The sequence below is a fragment of the Rhodobacter sp. P1_C2 genome (assembly GCF_056406375.1).
Map to the genome: position 1 here is coordinate 1 of NZ_JBFUAG010000005.1, position 16,544 is coordinate 16,544.

The following is a 16,544-nucleotide window of genomic DNA, read 5'->3' on the forward strand; positions in this document are numbered from 1 at the left end:
CCCCTGCCCAAGGGGAGGTGCGACCTCCCCTTGGAACCCCTGCGGGATATTTCAGCCAGTGTGAAAGGGTCAGGGGGTGAGGCGGGGGTGCAGGGACCGGATCAGGGCGCGGGCCTCGGGGGTCGGGGGGCGTTCGATCCGAAGGTATTCCGTGCTGCCGAGGCTGCGCGAGACGAGGTGAAGTTCGCAAAGGGTGCGGCGCAGGATCGCGGGATCGCCGAAGCGGTGCATCCGGGTCAGGTTCTGGCTGATCTGACCTTCGGTCATCGTCTCGCGCGGGAGGCGGGACCAGAGGGCCCAGAGGCAGAGGTGCTGGATGGCGGTGCGGGCGGGCCAGCTGGTCATCTGGCCGGAGGCGTCAAAGTGGCGCAGCGCGGCCTGGACGCGGGTCAGGTCGGGCGGTGGGCCGGCCGGTCGGGCGAGGCTGTCGCCGGCCTTCTGGCTTGCGCGCAGATGCTGGAAATTGCGAAAGCCCGAGGCGCGGGAGAGCATGTTCAGCAGGCTCAGATGGCCGGGCGGTTCAGGCAGTTCTGCGGCAAGGTGGCGGGCAAAGCCCGACAGGTCTGCGATGGGCAGGGCAATGGTGGTGCGGGTCATGGCATCCTCGGGGTCAGGCCCTGTCGTCTCGCGGGTCACCGGCTTGGCGGGCGGGCCAGGGGAGGGGAGCCTTGGCCTTGCGGGCAGGTTTAGCTGTCCTGTCGGACCGGTGACGCCTGGGTGAACTGCGGACCCATGCCCAAGGCTAGCCCTGGGCGGGCCGGCTGGCAAGGGCTGCGACGCGGGCCTGGGCCTCGCAGGTGACGAGGTGGTCATTGACCAGACCGCAGGCCTGCATGAAGGCATAGACGATGGTCGGGCCGACGAAGGTGAAACCGGCCTTCTTCAGCATCTTCGACATGGCCTGCGATTCTGCCGTCTCGGCCGGGATGTCGCGGCCGGTGGCGGGGCGGTTCTGCCGCGGGGTGCCATCGACGTAATTCCAGAGCAGGGCGGAGAAATCGCCCTTCTCCTGCAGGGCGAGAAAGGCGCGGGCGTTCTTCACCGTGGCCTCGATCTTGCCGCGGTGGCGGATGATGCCGGGATTGGCCAGGGTGGCGAGCACCTGAGGCTCGCCCCAGCTTGCGATGGCCTCGGGGTTGAAGCCGGCGAAGGCTTCGCGGAAATTGTCGCGCTTTTTCAGGATCGTGATCCAGCTGAGACCGGCCTGGAACCCGTCGAGGATCAGCTTTTCCCACAAAGCCCGCGCGTCCCATTCCGGCACGCCCCATTCCTCGTCGTGATAGGCGCAGTAGAGCGGGTCGGTGCCGCACCAGGGACAGCGTTCGGTCATCTCGGCCTCCAAGAACGTCGCATTTGGCGCAAATGCCAAAGTTCACCCGGGCTTTACCCTTTGCGGGCAGATTTGTCACCGGTGGGGCGGCATCCCCGCCGGATTTGGGGTCAGGGGAATTGTGATGCAGCCGGATTATGGCAAACCAAGGATCGAGGCGCGGGTCGGCCTCGCCAGCCCGCTGGGCGTGGCGATTTCGCAGGCCGATCAGGATACGATGCACCTGGTGCAGGAGGCGATCCGCGCGCGGCGGCTTGCGCTGGCCTATCAGCCCGTGGTGCTGGCGCGCGACCCCAAGCGGGTGGCCTTCCACGAAGGCCTGATCCGGGTGATGGAGGCCAATGGAAGGGTCATTCCCGCCGGCGATTTCATCGCGGCGATCGAGGGGCACGAGTTGGGGCGCGAGATCGACTGTGCCGCGCTGGAGATGGGGCTGAAGGCGCTGGTCCAGCATCCCGAACTGCGGCTGTCGATCAACATGTCGGCGCGCTCGATCGGCTATCCGCACTGGATGCGCATCCTCAATGCCGGGCTGGAAGGCGGTCCGACCGTTGGTGAACGTCTGATTCTGGAGATCACCGAAAACTCGGCCATGATGGTGCCGGAACTGGTCATCGCCTTCATGGACGAGATGCAGCGCCATGGCGTGGCCTTCGCGATGGATGATTTCGGCGCGGGTCCGCTGGCGATCCGGCATTTCCGCGATTTCTCCTTCGACATCCTGAAGATCGACGGCCAGTTCATCCGCAAGATCCAGCGCAATCCCGACAACCTGTCGCTGGTCAAGGCGCTGCTGGGCATCGGCAAGAACTTCGACATGTTCACCGTGGCCGAAAGCGTGGAAAGCCGGGAAGAGGCGGATTGCCTGCGCAAATTGGGGGTGGATTGCCTGCAGGGCTATCTTTTCGGCGCGCCGACCGTGCAGCCGCCCTGGGCGCCACAGGCGGCGCAGGCACGCTCGGCCTGAGCGGGCCGGGGCCAGGAGGACGGCCCGGGCGGGCGGCCTGGCGCTGTGCCCGCGGCGGCCGCATTTTGCACCATCGGCAGGCGACAGAACCGGGGCTGCGGCAATTTGATCGGGCGTGAGCGCGCTTCCGAAGTTGCTTTTTCGACCTTTCCCGTCTAGGCCAAACCCAAGAGCGGTGCGGGTGTTCTGCGCCGTGAGGGCATCTGAAAGGGCGAGGAAAATGACCAATGTCGTGATCGTTTCGGCGGCGCGGACCGCTGTGGGCAGCTTCAACGGCGCTTTTGCCGCGACGCCGGCGCATGACCTGGGCGCTGCCGTGATCGAGGCCGTTGTCGCCCGCGCCGGCATCGACAAGGCCGAGGTCAGCGAGACCATCCTCGGTCAGGTGCTGACCGCGGGTCAGGGCCAGAACCCGGCCCGTCAGGCCGCGATCAAGGCCGGTCTGGCCAAGGAAGCCAGCGCCTGGAGCCTCAACCAGGTCTGCGGTTCGGGTCTGCGGGCGGTGGCGCTGGGGGCGATGCATGTGCAGCTCGGCGATGCCGATGTCGTGGTGGCCGGCGGTCAGGAAAGCATGAGCCTGAGCCCCCATGTCGCCCATATGCGCGCCGGCACCAAGATGGGCGACATCGCCTTTGTCGACAGCATGATCAAGGACGGGCTCTGGGACGCTTTCAACGGCTATCACATGGGCCAGACGGCGGAAAACGTGGCCAACCAGTGGCAGATCAGCCGCGAGATGCAGGACCTTTTCGCGCTGGCCAGCCAGAACAAGGCCGAGGCCGCCCAGAAGGCCGGCAAGTTCAAGGATGAGATCATCCCCTTCGTCATCAAGACCCGCAAGGGCGATGTGACGGTGGATTCGGACGAATACATCCGCCACGGCGCCACGCTGGAATCGATGCAGAAGCTGCGCCCGGCCTTCACCAAGGACGGCACGGTCACCGCCGCCAATGCCTCGGGCCTGAACGACGGCGCAGCTGCCGTCCTGCTGATGTCGGAAGAAGAGGCGGCCAAGCGCGGGCTGAAGGTTCTGGCGCGGATCGCCTCCTATGCGACCGCCGGGCTTGACCCCTCGATCATGGGCGTCGGGCCGATCTATGCCAGCCGCAAGGCGCTGACCAAGGCGGGCTGGAATGCCGCCGACCTCGACCTGGTCGAGGCGAACGAGGCCTTTGCCGCCCAGGCCTGCGCGGTCAACAAGGACATGGGCTGGGACCCGGCGATCGTGAACGTCAACGGCGGGGCGATCGCGATCGGCCACCCGATCGGCGCTTCGGGCGCGCGCATCCTCAACACCCTGATCCACGAGATGGGCCGCCGCGACGCCAAGAAGGGCCTCGCCACGCTGTGCATCGGCGGTGGCATGGGTGTCGCCATGTGCATCGAGCGTGCCTGATTGCTGCGCTTGCGTAAAATTGCCGCATGAGCATGGTGCCGCGCAATAATCTTGCGCGGCACTTCTATTTTCGCTAACAGGTCTCTAAGGAAAGTCTAGGGAGGACGGAATGTCGAAAGTGGCTTTGGTGACGGGGGGCTCGCGCGGGATCGGCGCGGCGATCTCGATGGCGTTGCAGGCGGCCGGCTATACGGTTGCGGCGAACTATGCCGGAAATGATGAGGCCGCAGCAGCCTTTACCGCCCAGACCGGCATCAAGACCTATAAATGGTCGGTGGCCGATTACGACGCCTGCAGCGCCGGGATCGCGCAGGTCGAGGCCGAATTGGGCCCCATCGCGGTTCTGGTCAACAATGCCGGGATCACCCGGGACGCGATGTTCCACAAGATGACGCCGCAGTCCTGGAAAGAGGTGATCGACACCAACCTTTCGGGCCTGTTCAACATGACCCATCCGGTCTGGAACGGGATGCGCGACCGCAAGTTCGGCCGGGTGATCAACATCTCGTCGATCAACGGGCAGAAGGGGCAGGCGGGTCAGGTCAACTACTCGGCCGCGAAGTCGGGCGACCTTGGCTTCACCAAGGCCTTGGCGCAGGAAGGCGCGCGGGCCGGGATCACGGTCAATGCGATCTGCCCCGGTTATATCGGCACCGACATGGTGAAGGCGATCGACGAGAAGGTGCTGAAAGAGCGGATCATCCCGCAGATCCCGGTCGGCCGTCTGGGCGAGCCGGAAGAGATCGCGCGGATCGTGGTCTTCCTCGCCTCGGATGACGCGGGCTTCATCACCGGCTCGACCATCTCGGCCAATGGCGGGCAGTTCTTCGTCTGAGCCGTAGCACCGCGCAGCTTTCAACGCCCGCAGCTTCGGTTGCGGGCGTTTTGCATCTGACGCCCCTTGCGGATCATCGTTGCGCGATGCGGGTTTTGCGCGGATAACGTGCGAAACAACCAGATAAAACGGGCAGGTATCATGACGGCAGCAGGTGACACTCCCATCCTCGCGACGGCGGTGAACGAGGGGCTTGACCTTGACCCGGCCAAGCTGCGCATCGCGTGCCAGAAATCCGGGCGCGGCTCGATGGGGCTCGGGATCGAGATCATGCGGGCGGCGCGCGGCAAGACCAAGATGCTGCCGCTGGAATATCTGGGCTATGGGCTGTGGCGCAAGGAGCTGACGCCGGAGGCGAAGGCCACCTATGTCTCGCTGGCCGGGGTCAGCGGGGTGAACGAGCGGCTGACCAGTTCGGACGCCGACCGCATGGCTTTGCTGACGGTGGACAAGCAGTTCACCGCCTTCGTGCTGCAGGGCATGGGCCTTCCGACGCCCGAGGCGCGGGCGATCTACAGCCCGCTTGTGTCCTACGGGCCGGGCCTGCCGCGCCTGACGACGGTGGAGGCGCTGACCGACTATCTCCTGACGCCGGCGCATCTGCCTTTCTTCGGCAAGCCGGTGAACGGATCGCGCGCCCTGGGGGCGATTTCGGTGATGGCTTTGGGGCAGGCGCCGGGCAGCGTGGTGCTGGGCGATGGCCGCGCGGTCGATGCCGGCAAGCTTGCGCGCGAGATCGCCGCAGCCTTCCCGCGCGGCTGGATCATCCAGGAGCTGTTGCATAACACGCCCGAGATGGCGCGCCGCGCCGGGCCGGCGCTGGCCGCGCTGCGCTTTGTGACGCTCTGGCTGAAGGAGGGGCCGGCGCCCTTCTATGTCCTGTGGCGGATCCCGGCCTTGGGGGCGATGACCGATGGCGTGGTGTCGGGCACCAATATCCTGGCCGAGGTCGACCCTGCCACCGGCGTCATCCGCCGCGCGCAATATGGCGACCATCTGACCGGGCATCAGGTGACCAAATCCCTCGTCGATCCCGAGGCGGACCTCGTGGGCTTCGGCCTGCCGGATTGGGCGCGGGTGGTGGCGACCTGTGTCGAGGGGCACCGGGGCTTCCCCGGCCATGGGCTGCTGGGCTGGGATGTGGCGATCACGCCGCGCGGCCCGGTGGTGACCGAGATCAACACCAACCCGCTGCACACGCTTTATCAGCGCACCATCGACGAGGGCTTTCTCTCGCCCGCCCGCAAGGCAAAGCTGGAGGAGGCTGAGGCGGCCCTGAAGGCGCGGCTGGGGCTGTTTGCCGGGGCCAAGGCATGACGCGCGGCAGTGCCACGCTGATCGGGTTCACGGCGGTGCTGATGTGGGCGCTGCTGGCCTTCCTGACCATCGGCACGGCGCCGGTGCCGCCCTTGCAGCTGAACGCGATCTGCTTTGCGCTGGGCGGGGCGATCGGCCTGCTCTGGATGGGTTTCGGGCGCGGCTTCGGCGTGCTGCGCCAGGTCAGCTGGAAAGTCTATGCCTTTGGCACGCTAGGGTTGTTTGGCTACCACCTCTTGTATTTCTCGGCCTTCCGGATCGCGCCCTATGCGCAGACCGGGTTGATCGCCTATCTCTGGCCCTTGTTCATCGTGATCTGCTCGGGCCTGCTGCCCGGCGAAAGGCTGCGTCCCCTGCATCTGGCGGGGGCGGGTCTGGCCTTTGCCGGGGCGGCGGGGATCGTGCTGGCGGGCGGGCAGGGCATGGGGCCGGGGGCGGCGCTGGGCTTTGGCCTGGCCTTCCTCTGCGCGCTGACCTGGGCGGGCTATTCGGTCCTGTCGCGGCTGATGGGCGAGGTTCCGACCGAGGCGGTGACGGTGTTCTGCCTGATGACGGCGCTCTTGTCGGCGGTCACCCATCTGGCGCTGGAAGAGACGGTCTGGCCCGCTGCCACCGCGGGCTGGCTTTCGATCGCGGCGCTGGGCCTCGGCCCGGTCGGGCTGGCCTTCTTCACCTGGGATGTCGGGATGAAACGCGGGGATATTCAGATGCTTGGCACGCTGTCTTACGCAGCACCGCTTCTGTCCACGCTGGTTCTTGTCGCTACGGGCCATGCGGCCCTCAGCCCGGTTCTGGGCCTTTCGGCCCTGGCGATAACCGGCGGGGCAGCCCTCGCTGCCCGCGCCGGCGGTAAGGAGGTTACTGCGTCAGCCGGCTGATTTCCTCCTTCAGCTTCAGCTTCTGCTTCTTCAATTCGGCGATTTCCAGATCGTTCACCGCGGGACGGCGCTGGGCCGCTTCGACCGCGATCGAGAGGTGTTCGTGTTTGCGCTTCAGCTCAGTCACATGTGAAGCAACGCTCATGGGGAACCTCCTATGTCTGTTTCTAAGAATCCCAGTGCAGCACGATTTTTCGAGTCTGTCACGAAATCTTCACGTGAGGCGGGGCTTCCTTGCCGATAAATCAGTTAAACTCGGCGGAAACCGCCGCCCCATTGCGCAGAATGTCATTCGCCCTATGCGTGTAATTCTCGCGGTCGCCGTCATGGGCGGGGCCGTGGTGGATGACGAGGGGGGCGAGCAGCCGGAAAGCCGCCCGTCCGCCCTTCTTCGCCCGCAGAATCACCCGCAGCGCCGGCCGCCCCTCGCGCGCGGCCAAGGGCAGGACGGCGGCCGAGCCCATCCTGGTGCCCAAGGCGCCCAGAACCTCGGGCAGGCCATCGGCGCCGAGGATCATGGTCAGCCAGCCGCCCGGCTCCAGCCGCCGCGCCGCCGCGGTCACCCATTCCCCCAGGGGAAGTTCCGCACGCAAGGCCGTGTCGCGCCCGGCGACTGGCGAGGGCGAGCCGCCGCGTGGATACCAGGGCGGGTTGGCGATGACATGGTCGAAGCCAAGCTTCAGCGCGGCGGGCATGGCGGTCAGATCGCCGGTCACCACCTCCAGAGCCACGCCGTTCTCGGCGGCGTTGCGGCGGGCGAGGGCGGCGTAATCTTCCTGCAGTTCCAGCCCCCAGTGCTGCAGGCCGGGCACGCGGGCGGCGAGGCACAGCGAGGCCGCGCCCACGCCGCAGCCAAGGTCCAGCACCCGCTGCCCCGCCACGGCAGGGCAGGCGGCGGCCAGAAGGACGGCATCGGTGGCGGCCCGGTAACCCTTCCGCGGCTGCCAGAGGTGCAGGCGCCCGCAGAGGAAGGCGTCATGCGTCAGATCAAGCGTCATGCGGGCAGGCTGTCGGCGGGAAAATCGTTGTCGCGCAAGACGCTGCGCGCCACAAAGTGATCGCGGTCCGCCACCATCAAGCGGCGCGGCAGCAGAAAGCCCGAGCCTTCCAGGATGCTCATGTGGACGTCCATTTCAAAGGCCGTTATACCCTCGCCCGCAAGCAGGGCTTGGGCAAAGGCGATCAGGGTCGGGTCATTGGTGCGTAAAAGCAGGCGCATGGGCCAGATTTACGGTGTGCCGGGGCCCGTGTCGAGATGATAGGGAAAGCGATGAACGCGATGAACAAGGGTGTCGATCTGAAGCCGCAGGATGCGCTGGCCGAGGCTTTGGCCGCCGATATGGCGGCGGTCAACCTTCTGATCCGCGACCGGATGGCCTCGCGTCACGCGCCCCGCATCCCTGAGGTCACTGCCCATCTGGTCGAGGCCGGCGGCAAGCGGCTGCGCCCGATGCTGACCCTCGCCGCCGCCCGGATCTGCGGCTATGAGGGCGACAACCACATCAAGCTGGCCGCCACGGTGGAGTTCATCCACACCGCCACGCTTCTGCATGACGATGTGGTGGATGAAAGCACGCAACGGCGCGGGCGGCCGACGGCGAACCTCTTGTGGGACAACAAATCCTCGGTTCTGGTCGGTGATTACCTTTTCGCCCGCAGCTTTCAGCTGATGGTGGAAACCGGCACCTTCCGGGTGATGGACATCCTCGCCAATGCCTCGGCCACGATTGCCGAGGGTGAGGTCTTGCAGCTGACCGCAGCGCAGGACCTTGCGACCGACGAGAGCATCTATCTGCAGGTGGTGCGCGGCAAGACCGCCGCGCTTTTTGCCGCGGCGACCGAGGTTGGCGGCGTGATCGCCGGCGCGCCGGAGGATCACGTCAAGGCGCTGTTCGACTATGGCGACGCGCTCGGCATCGCCTTCCAGATCGCCGATGACATGCTGGATTACGGCGGCTCCTCGGCACAGATCGGCAAGAACACCGGCGACGATTTCCGCGAGCGCAAGGTGACGCTGCCGGTGATCAAGGCCGTGGCCAAGGCCAACGCCGAAGAGCGCGCCTTCTGGACCCGGGTGATCGAGAAGGGCGACCAGCGCGACGGCGACCTTGACCATGCCCTGACGCTGCTGGCCCAAAGCGGCGCGCTCGACGCCGCCCGCGCCGAGGCGCTGGACTGGGCCGCCAAGGCCCGCGCCGCGCTGACCACGCTGCCCGACCATCCGCTGCGCGGGGTCCTGTCAGACCTCGCCGATTATGTGGTCAGCCGGATAAAATAGAAAAACCGCGCCCCCTTTGCCCTCTGTGCAAGTACTCCACGGGGGTCCGGGGGTGTGAAACCCCCGGCGGCCGATGCCGCAGGCCAAGGCCTCAGTCAAAAGTCCCGGTCACCCGCCCGAACAGCATGAAGGCCCGCGCCGTGCGGGTGTCGGAGAGCATGCTCAGTTCCATGTCGCTGGCCCGGGCCTCGATCGCGGCGAGGGCCTTGTCGAAGCTGCGCAGGAAGTGGTGGGCGGCGTCGCGGAAAACCGTGTCCTCGCGCATCCTCGCCGCGGTGAGGGCGAGGCAGGAGCGGTCGCGCACCCCGCCGAGGCCTGCGATGGTACGGCCACGCTCGCCGGCGGCGAATTGGCGCCAAAGCTCAGGGCGGGCGCGGTCGGGGGCGAGGTCGTCCATGTAGATGCCCTCTTGCGCGAGGAGGGTCAGCACATCCTGCGCGGCGCGGATCAGCTTGGCCGTGGTGCGGTCGGCCAGGGCCATGCGCAGGGCGCGGAAGCCTTCGGTATCGTCGGGGCTTTCCGGGAAATGCAGGGCGCGCAGGAAATCGGCCATGGTCAGCGGCGCGGCCTCCACCTCCAGGGGCGTGCCGAGGGCGAGGCCGGGCTGCTCCTCGCCCGGGGCGGCGGGGCGGGGGGCGGCCATCACACTGCGCCGGTCGGCCGAGGCCTGGGTCAGGGCGCTGTTGCGGCGCGAGGCGAAGGCGCCGGCGCTGCCTTGCCGGTCGGGCGCCTCTTCGGGGCGCGGCGTGGTGCGGGCGACGGCGATCTGCTGCTGGGTCGCGGCATAGGAGACGCGCATCTGGTCGGCCGCCGATTGCAGGCGCGCGGCCTCGGCCCGCAGGGCGCGGATCGCCCGCAGGGAGCCCACCGCGAACCAGCAGAGGCCAAGCGGCAGCATCACCACCAGAAGCGTCATCAGGATGCCGACGAAGCCCGCGCCGCTGAGGCCGGACCAGACATAGATCCCGACCGCCAAGAGCCAGAACAGGCTGAAGGCCCCGCCAGCCCAATCGAGGGCATCAGGCCGCGCCGCACCCAGGGGCAGGCGCGTCAGGTCGGGAATCTCTGGTGCAGTATTCGGCATTCTTGCCCCGTATCGTCCGCTCAGACGAAGCGGACGCTCACGATTTCATAGCTCTTCTGGCCGCCGGGGGTCTTGACCTCGACGGAATCGCCTTCGTCCTTGCCGATCAGCGCCCGCGCCAGCGGCGAGCGGATGTTCAGAAGGCCGCGTTCCAGATCGGCCTCGACCTCGCCGACGATCTGGAAGGTCTTCTCCTCGCCCGAATCGTCGTCCGAGACGATGACCGTGGCGCCGAACTTGACCGAACCGGAGAATTTCGACGGATCTATGACCTCGGCCCGGCTCAGCACGGCCTCAAGCTCCTTGACCCGGCCCTCGATGAAGCTCTGCTTCTCGCGCGCGGCGTGGTATTCGGCGTTTTCCGACAGGTCGCCATGTTCGCGCGCCTCCGCGATGGCGCGGATCACGGCGGGGCGTTCCACCGACTTCAGTTGCTTCAGCTCGTCGTCCAGCAGGGTGAACCCTGCGCGCGTCATCGGAATTTTTTCCATCGGCCCACTCATTCAAAGAACAAGGTCACGGCCCTTTTCCCGGACCATGACCTTGCATAAGCTGTCTAGAAAGCCCGATCTCGCCCAGATTGCAAGGGGGCTGGCCGCGAATAAGCGGGGCATTGTCGCACAGGGGACAGAATCTTGCGGCTGCGCTGCAAGGTTTCAGGCATTCGTTGCGCTGCGGCGTTGACGGGTGGAACGCCTTCGGGCAAGGACACTTTGACGCTTTTGCAGGAGATGATCATGGCACAGGACATCGTGCGCGAAGAGATGGAATATGACGTGGTCATCGTGGGCGCAGGCCCCTCTGGCCTGTCGGCGGCGATCCGCCTGAAGCAGCTGGACCCCGATCTGTCGGTGGTGGTGCTGGAGAAGGGCTCGGAAGTCGGCGCGCATATCCTGTCGGGCGCGGTCTTGGACCCGGCGGGCCTGAACGCCCTCTTGCCGGAGTGGCGCACGATGGGCGCACCGATCAAGACCGAGGTGAAGGAGGACAATTTCTTCATCCTCGGGCCGGCGGGCCATATGCGGATTCCGAACTGGCCGATGCCGCCGCTGATGAACAACCACGGCAATTACATCGTCTCGATGGCCAATGTCTGCCGCTGGATGGCGACGGTGGCCGAGGGGCTGGGCGTCGAGATCTTCCCGGGCATGTCCTGTTCCGAGCTGGTCTACGGCGCAAACGGCGAAGTGCGCGGTGTGGTGGCGGGCGAGTTCGGAAAGAACGCCGACGGCACGCCGGGGCCGTCTTATGAACCGGGCATGGTTCTGGCGGGCAAATACGTCTTCCTGTCGGAGGGCGTGCGCGGTTCGCTCGCCAAGGAGGTCATTGCGAAATATGACCTGTCGAAGGGCAAGAGCCCGCAGAAGTTCGGCCTTGGCATGAAGGAAATCTGGGAGATCGATCCCAAGAAGCACCACGAAGGCCGCGTCACCCATACGATGGGCTGGCCCTTGGGCAAGAACGCGGGCGGCGGCAGCTTCATCTATCACCTTGAAAACAATCAGGTCTATGTCGGCTTCGTCGTCCACCTCAACTACGAGAACCCCTATCTTTACCCCTATATGGAGTTCCAGCGCTTCAAGCATCACCCGATGGTGGCCGAGCTTCTGAAGGGCGGCAAGCGGGTGGCTTATGGCGCCCGCGCCATCTCCGAAGGCGGCTGGCAGTCGATCCCGAAGATGGTGGCGCCGGGCGTGGCGCTTCTGGGCTGCACCGCGGGTCTGGTCAACGTGCCGCGGATCAAGGGCAACCACAATGCGATGCTCTCGGGCAAGGCGGCGGCAGAGGCGGCTTACGATGCCATCAAGGCCGGGCGCCGGGGGGATGAGCTTGCGGCCTATGAGACCGAGGTGCGCGGCGGCGCGATCGGGGCGGACCTGAAGAAGGTCCGCAACGTCAAGCCCCTGTGGTCGAATTACGGGCTGGTGGCCTCGCTTCTGGGCGGCGGGCTGGACATGTGGCTGAACACCTTCGGCCTGACCGCCTTCGGCACCCTGCGGCATCGCAAGACCGATGCGGCGGCGACCGGCAAGGCGATCAAGTTCAAGCCGATCGACTATCCCAAGCCCGATGGCGTGCTGTCCTTCGACCGGCTGACCAATATCTCCTTCTCGGCCACCAACCACGACCCGGACCAGCCGGCGCATCTGAAGCTGCGCGACCCCTCGATCCCGATCAAGGTCAACCTGCCGGAATATGACGAGCCGGCGCAGCGCTATTGCCCGGCGGGGGTTTACGAGGTGATCTCGGAAGCCGGCAAGGACCCGCGCTTCCAGATCAACTTCCAGAACTGCGTCCATTGCAAGACCTGCGACATCAAGGACCCGAGCCAGAACATCACCTGGACCACGCCGCAGGGCGGCGGCGGGCCGAACTATCCCAACATGTGAGCCGGGCGCGCGACCGCTTCACCGAAACGTGCGTGTGCGGCCCGGCGTGAATTGCGCCGGGCCGCATTGCCCTTCGGGCCGCAGCCCACTAGCTTGTAGTCCATCGCTGGAGGAGCCCCATATGCCGCGTCCGACCCTGAGCCTTGCCCTGATCCTTGCCATGGGGCTGGTCAGTGGCCCGATTGTCGCCGGGACCACCGCGAAAGAGACCCCCGCGCCGGCGGCTGATTCGGCCAAGGCTGCGGCGCAGGAGCTTCCCGATGGGGCCGGGGCCTATCTCGCCGCACGGCAGGCCGCCACGATGCACGATTTCAAGGCAGCGGCGGAGTGGTTCGCCCGCGCCCTGCAGAACGACCCGCAGAATGCCGCGATCCTCGAAGGGCAGGTCACCTCGCTGATGGCGCTTGGCGATCTGGAGGGGGCGGCCAAGACCGCCGCCGCGCTGCAGGCGACCGGGGCCAAAAGCCAGACGGCGGCGATGATCCTTTTGACCGCCGCCGCCCAGAAGGGCGATTTCGCCGAGGTCCTGCAGGATCAGGCCAAGGGCATGACCATCGGCCAGCTGATGGACGGCCTCGTCAAGGCCTGGGCCGAGGTCGGCACCGGCAAGATGTCCGAGGCGCTGACCAGTTTCGACAAGATCATCGCCACCCCGGGGATGGAGGCTTTCGGGCTCTACCACAAGGCCCTGGCCCTGGCGCAGACCGGCGATTACGAGGGGGCGGAAAAGCTGCTCGACGATCCGCGGGCCCAGGCGGTCAACGGGCTGCGGCGCGGCATCCTCGCCCATGTCGAGATCCTGAGTGCCTTGGAGCGCGGCCCCGATGCGGTGGCGCTGATCGACAAGGTCTATGGCCCGGTGCTGGACGATGGTCTGGCCGATCTGCGGATGAAGCTGTCCGCCGGGGCGCCGCTGCCCTTCGACGTGGCGCGCACCCCGCAGGAGGGGCTGGCCGAGGCCTTCTTCACGCTGGCGACGGCCCTCGCCGATCAGGCGGATGACACTTTCACCCTTCTCAATACCCGCGTCGCCACCGCGCTCAGGCCCGACCATGCCGATGCCCAGCTGATGACGGCGCGGATCTTCGAAAAGCTGCGGCAATACGATCTGGCCGTGGCCGCCTATGCCGAAGTGCCCGAGACCGATGCCGCCTATCCGACGGCAGTCGTGGGTCAGGCCAGCGCCTCGCTCTCGGCCGGGCGGGTCGATGAGGCGGCGGCCCTGCTCAAGGCCCTGGCCGAGAAACGCCCGAAGGACAGCGCGGTCCTGTCGGCCTACGGCGATGTGCTGCGGCGGCAGGATCATTGCGACCTCGCCATCCCGGTCTATGGCCAGGCGATCGCCCTGATCGCCAAGCCGGGCCAGGCCGACTGGCCCTTCTGGTACCGGCGCGGCAGCTGCGAATTTGCCCAAGGCAACTGGCCCGCCGCCGAGGCCGATTACAAGGCCGCGCTGAAGCTGGCCCCGAACGAGCCGCGCCTCTTGAACGAGCTGGGTTACGGCTATGTCGATCGGGGCGAAAACCTCGATGCGGCGCTGGCGATGATCCAGAAGGCGGTCGCCACCGCCCCCGATCAGGGCTTCATCATCGACAGCCTCGCCTGGGCCTATTTCCGGATGGGCCGCTACCAGGAAGCGGTGGAGCCGCAGGAGAAGGCCTCGCTTCTGATGCCGGTCGATCCGGTGGTGACCGACCATCTGGGCGATGTCTACTGGATGGCGGGCCGCAAGCGCGAGGCGGAATACCAGTGGCACCGCGCCCTGTCCTTCCACCCCGAGGACAAGGACGCCGCCCGCATCCGCCGCAAGCTGGAGGTCGGGCTGGACAAGGTCCTGGCCGAGGAAAAGGCCAATCCGCCGGCCGTGGCCCCCGCGCCGGTCAAGGCGCCCGATGCCACGCCTGCGCCTGCGGACGGCAATGGCGGCTGAGGGGTTCTGCGCGCGTCCGGCGCGGGCCAAGATCAACCTCGCGCTGCATGTCACCGGGCGGCGGGCGGATGGCTATCATCTGCTCGACAGTCTGGTGGCCTTCGCCGATTTCGGCGACCTGATCACGGTGGAACCGGCAGAGGGCTTAAGCCTGCGCCTGACCGGGCCGATGGCGGCGGGGCTGAGCGACGGGGCAGACAACCTGGTGCTGCGGGCGGCTGCGGCCTTCGGGGCAGGGCAGGGCGCGCGGATCACGCTGGAGAAACATCTGCCGATCGCCTCGGGCATCGGCGGCGGTTCGGCCGATGCGGCGGCGACGCTGCAGGCGCTTTCGGCGCTGTGGGGCTGTCCCTTGCCGGAGCCGTCGCGGGTGCTGGAACTGGGCGCCGATGTGCCGGTCTGCCTCTCCGGTCGCCCGGCGCGGATGGCGGGGATCGGCGAGGAGATCACGCCCCTGACCCTGCCCGAGGTGCATGTGGTCCTCGCCAATCCCGGGATCGGCCTTGCGACGGCAGAGGTCTTTCGCGCCCTGCAGCGGCGCGATCATCCGGCCTTGCCCGAAGCCCCACCAGAGTGGCGCGATGCCGCGGCTCTTGCCGGCTGGCTGCATCACTGCCGCAATGACCTGGAGCCGCCGGCACGGGGCCTTGCCCCGGTGATCGGCGCGGTGGTGGCGGCGCTGGCGGGGCAGCGGGGCTGCCTTCTGGCGCGGATGTCGGGGTCGGGCGCCACCTGTTTCGGGCTTTTCGCCACTTCTGCCGAGGCGGCGGCTGCGGCTGCGGCGCTTCAGGCCGCAGAGGGCGGCTGGTGGGTGCGGGCCGGGGCGCTGGCGGGTTAGACCCCGCGCAGCATGGTGATGGCGGCGGAAAAGCCGAAGACCGGGCGCAGAAGGCCGATGCTCTGCCGCCGCGTCTCGACAAAGCCGAGGCGGCGGTAGAGCGCCTGCGCCCGCCAGTTGGTATCGACCACATCCAGCCGCACATTGGCATAGCCGCGCGCCCGCGCCTCGGTGCAGACCGCCTGCATCAGGGCGGTGCCAAGGCCAAGGCTGCGCAGATCGGGCTGCACGCAAAGCCCGTCGAGCAGGAAGTTCTCGTCGTCGATCTCATGCGACAGCAGCGCCATGAGGTGGCTGCGCCAGAAGCCGCCGAAATCGCCGTAGACGCGGCGCATCTGGCGGGCGCCACCTGCGGCAAAGCTGCCCTGCGGCGTCTTGAACCCGGCCAGCCCCAGAAGCCGCCCCTCCTGCGAGATGGCGTAAAGCGCATGGTCGGGCCGCATCGCCTGCGCAAGGTAGTCCAGCGCCCGCCGCTCCGGCCCCATGACCAGCCCGAGCTTGCCGCCGAAGGCCTGCCAGTAAAGCCGCCCCGCCTCGGGCATCAGTTCGGCGGGCAGGCCGAGGTGGATGCTGTAGCGGATGCGCTGCGCCTCGCCGCCCGCGCCCGTTCCCTCGGGCCCCGGGCTTGCCGGCCCGCTCACGCCCGGCCCGCCAGCGCCGCCTCGATCCGGGCGAGGTCTTCGGGGCTGTTGGCATTGGTGAAACTGCCGGCGGGAAAGCTTGCAATGCCGGCGTGATGGCGGCGGGCGAAATCGCGGACCCGCGGCACCTCGCCCGAGGCGAGGAAGGCAGCCAAGGGGTCCAGCAGGGCCACGGGCCAAAGCGCATAGGTTGGGTGCAGATCCGCCCCGCTTTGCGCCAGCGCCGGCAGGCCGCCCTCACCGGCCAGAAGCAGGCGCGGCACCAGATCGGGCGGCAGGAACGGGCCGTCGCAGGGGACAGAGACCAGCGCCGTGGCCCCGCGCGGCGCCGCCCAGCGCAGGCCCGCGAGGATGCCCGCAAGGGGGCCGCGCCGTTCGGCCATCGTTGCATCGGGCGCGGCGTCATCGGGCAGGACGGGCAGGCCCAGATCGGCAAAGCGGGAGGGGTCGCCATTGGCCGAGAGGGCCAGCTCTTCGACCTGGGGGGCGAACCGTTCGGCCACCCAATGGACCAGCGGCTTTCCAGCCAGCGGCATCAGCGCCTTGTCAGATCCCATCCGACGCGCCTCGCCTCCTGCCAGAATCACGCCAAAGATCCGCAAGCGCCTGTCCTTATCCTGAGGCCCGTCCGGCCCTCGGGGCCGCGACCTGGTCTTTGAC

General features: G+C 67.4%; 18 protein-coding genes. 9 read left to right on the forward strand and 9 right to left on the reverse strand.

All coding sequences use genetic code 11. From position 1 onward, the window contains the following. Positions 1 to 69: 69 nt before the first annotated feature. Together AC1DZT_RS09095 and AC1DZT_RS09100 are read right to left on the reverse strand one after the other, a co-directional pair. Positions 70 to 597 carry a DUF2087 domain-containing protein gene (locus AC1DZT_RS09095; protein ID WP_478006305.1) on the reverse strand — a complete coding sequence of 176 codons (528 nt, stop codon included), beginning with the start codon at positions 595 to 597 and terminating at the stop codon, positions 70 to 72. Positions 598 to 742: 145 nt separating this feature from the next. Next, positions 743 to 1,330: a DNA-3-methyladenine glycosylase I gene (locus tag AC1DZT_RS09100; RefSeq protein ID WP_478006306.1), complete on the reverse strand. Its 588-nt coding sequence runs from the start codon at positions 1,328 to 1,330 to the stop codon at positions 743 to 745. A 124-nt stretch (positions 1,331 to 1,454) separates the two neighbouring features. On the opposite strand from AC1DZT_RS09100, the gene AC1DZT_RS09105 reads away from it, so the two are divergent. The 5 genes from AC1DZT_RS09105 (at position 1,455) to yddG (ending at position 6,723) form a co-directional block, all read left to right on the forward strand. Continuing rightward, complete coding sequence (locus tag AC1DZT_RS09105; RefSeq protein ID WP_478006307.1) at positions 1,455 to 2,297, forward strand: EAL domain-containing protein; 843 nt, start codon at positions 1,455 to 1,457, stop codon at positions 2,295 to 2,297. 220 nt (positions 2,298 to 2,517) lie between these two features. Beyond that, the gene (locus AC1DZT_RS09110; protein ID WP_478006308.1) at positions 2,518 to 3,693 is read left to right on the forward strand and encodes an acetyl-CoA C-acetyltransferase; all 1,176 of its coding nucleotides are present in this window, start codon (positions 2,518 to 2,520) and stop codon (positions 3,691 to 3,693) included. Positions 3,694 to 3,802: 109 nt separating this feature from the next. After that, positions 3,803 to 4,528: an acetoacetyl-CoA reductase gene (gene phbB, locus AC1DZT_RS09115; protein WP_478006309.1), complete on the forward strand. Its 726-nt coding sequence runs from the start codon at positions 3,803 to 3,805 to the stop codon at positions 4,526 to 4,528. Between the two features lie 141 nt (positions 4,529 to 4,669). Beyond that, the gene (locus AC1DZT_RS09120) at positions 4,670 to 5,845 is read left to right on the forward strand and encodes a sugar-transfer associated ATP-grasp domain-containing protein (protein WP_478006310.1); all 1,176 of its coding nucleotides are present in this window, start codon (positions 4,670 to 4,672) and stop codon (positions 5,843 to 5,845) included. Next, on the forward strand, positions 5,842 to 6,723 hold the full coding sequence (gene yddG, locus AC1DZT_RS09125) for an aromatic amino acid exporter YddG (protein ID WP_478006311.1): 882 nt from the start codon (positions 5,842 to 5,844) through the stop codon (positions 6,721 to 6,723). Before AC1DZT_RS09120 ends, yddG begins: the two co-directional genes overlap by 4 nt. Here the strand turns inward: yddG and AC1DZT_RS09130 are convergent. The 3 genes from AC1DZT_RS09130 to AC1DZT_RS09140 all read right to left on the reverse strand — a co-directional run bounded on the left by AC1DZT_RS09130 (position 6,704) and on the right by AC1DZT_RS09140 (position 7,942). Beyond that, positions 6,704 to 6,868 (reverse strand): DUF465 domain-containing protein, encoded by a 165-nt coding sequence (locus tag AC1DZT_RS09130; RefSeq protein WP_478006312.1) that lies wholly within the window; start codon positions 6,866 to 6,868, stop codon positions 6,704 to 6,706. The genes yddG and AC1DZT_RS09130 overlap by 20 nt on opposite strands. A gap of 100 nt (positions 6,869 to 6,968) precedes the next feature. Next, positions 6,969 to 7,721, reverse strand: a complete 753-nt coding sequence (locus AC1DZT_RS09135; protein WP_478006313.1) for a tRNA1(Val) (adenine(37)-N6)-methyltransferase — start codon at positions 7,719 to 7,721, stop codon at positions 6,969 to 6,971. Beyond that, entirely contained in the window at positions 7,718 to 7,942 is a 225-nt protein-coding gene (locus tag AC1DZT_RS09140) for a putative signal transducing protein (RefSeq protein ID WP_478006314.1), read from the reverse strand. Before AC1DZT_RS09140 ends, AC1DZT_RS09135 begins: the two co-directional genes overlap by 4 nt. Before the next feature lie 60 nt (positions 7,943 to 8,002). On the opposite strand from AC1DZT_RS09140, the gene AC1DZT_RS09145 reads away from it, so the two are divergent. Beyond that, positions 8,003 to 9,001, forward strand: coding sequence for a polyprenyl synthetase family protein (locus tag AC1DZT_RS09145; protein ID WP_478006644.1), 999 nt, complete (start codon positions 8,003 to 8,005; stop codon positions 8,999 to 9,001). 91 nt (positions 9,002 to 9,092) lie between these two features. Here the strand turns inward: AC1DZT_RS09145 and AC1DZT_RS09150 are convergent, their stop codons facing one another. Further along, on the reverse strand, positions 9,093 to 10,085 hold the full coding sequence (locus AC1DZT_RS09150; protein ID WP_478006315.1) for a hypothetical protein: 993 nt from the start codon (positions 10,083 to 10,085) through the stop codon (positions 9,093 to 9,095). A gap of 20 nt (positions 10,086 to 10,105) precedes the next feature. Continuing rightward, a complete protein-coding gene (greA, locus tag AC1DZT_RS09155) occupies positions 10,106 to 10,576 on the reverse strand; it encodes a transcription elongation factor GreA (RefSeq protein WP_478006316.1) in 471 nt (156 codons plus the stop codon). A 246-nt stretch (positions 10,577 to 10,822) separates the two neighbouring features. On the opposite strand from greA, the gene AC1DZT_RS09160 reads away from it, so the two are divergent. From AC1DZT_RS09160 to AC1DZT_RS09170, 3 genes are all read left to right on the forward strand, one after another. After that, complete coding sequence (locus tag AC1DZT_RS09160; protein ID WP_478006317.1) at positions 10,823 to 12,475, forward strand: electron transfer flavoprotein-ubiquinone oxidoreductase; 1,653 nt, start codon at positions 10,823 to 10,825, stop codon at positions 12,473 to 12,475. Positions 12,476 to 12,596: 121 nt separating this feature from the next. After that, positions 12,597 to 14,405, forward strand: a complete 1,809-nt coding sequence (locus AC1DZT_RS09165; protein WP_478006318.1) for a tetratricopeptide repeat protein — start codon at positions 12,597 to 12,599, stop codon at positions 14,403 to 14,405. Beyond that, the gene (locus tag AC1DZT_RS09170) at positions 14,395 to 15,243 is read left to right on the forward strand and encodes a 4-(cytidine 5'-diphospho)-2-C-methyl-D-erythritol kinase (protein WP_478006645.1); all 849 of its coding nucleotides are present in this window, start codon (positions 14,395 to 14,397) and stop codon (positions 15,241 to 15,243) included. The genes AC1DZT_RS09165 and AC1DZT_RS09170 overlap by 11 nt, the downstream gene beginning before the upstream one ends. On the opposite strand, the gene AC1DZT_RS09175 is transcribed toward AC1DZT_RS09170, so the two are convergent. Both AC1DZT_RS09175 and mobA read right to left on the reverse strand, forming a co-directional pair. Further along, a complete protein-coding gene (locus AC1DZT_RS09175) occupies positions 15,240 to 15,884 on the reverse strand; it encodes a GNAT family N-acetyltransferase (protein ID WP_478006319.1) in 645 nt (214 codons plus the stop codon). The genes AC1DZT_RS09170 and AC1DZT_RS09175 overlap by 4 nt on opposite strands. Further along, positions 15,881 to 16,486: a molybdenum cofactor guanylyltransferase MobA gene (mobA, locus tag AC1DZT_RS09180; RefSeq protein WP_478006320.1), complete on the reverse strand. Its 606-nt coding sequence runs from the start codon at positions 16,484 to 16,486 to the stop codon at positions 15,881 to 15,883. Before mobA ends, AC1DZT_RS09175 begins: the two co-directional genes overlap by 4 nt. Between the last annotated feature and the right edge of the window lie 58 nt (positions 16,487 to 16,544).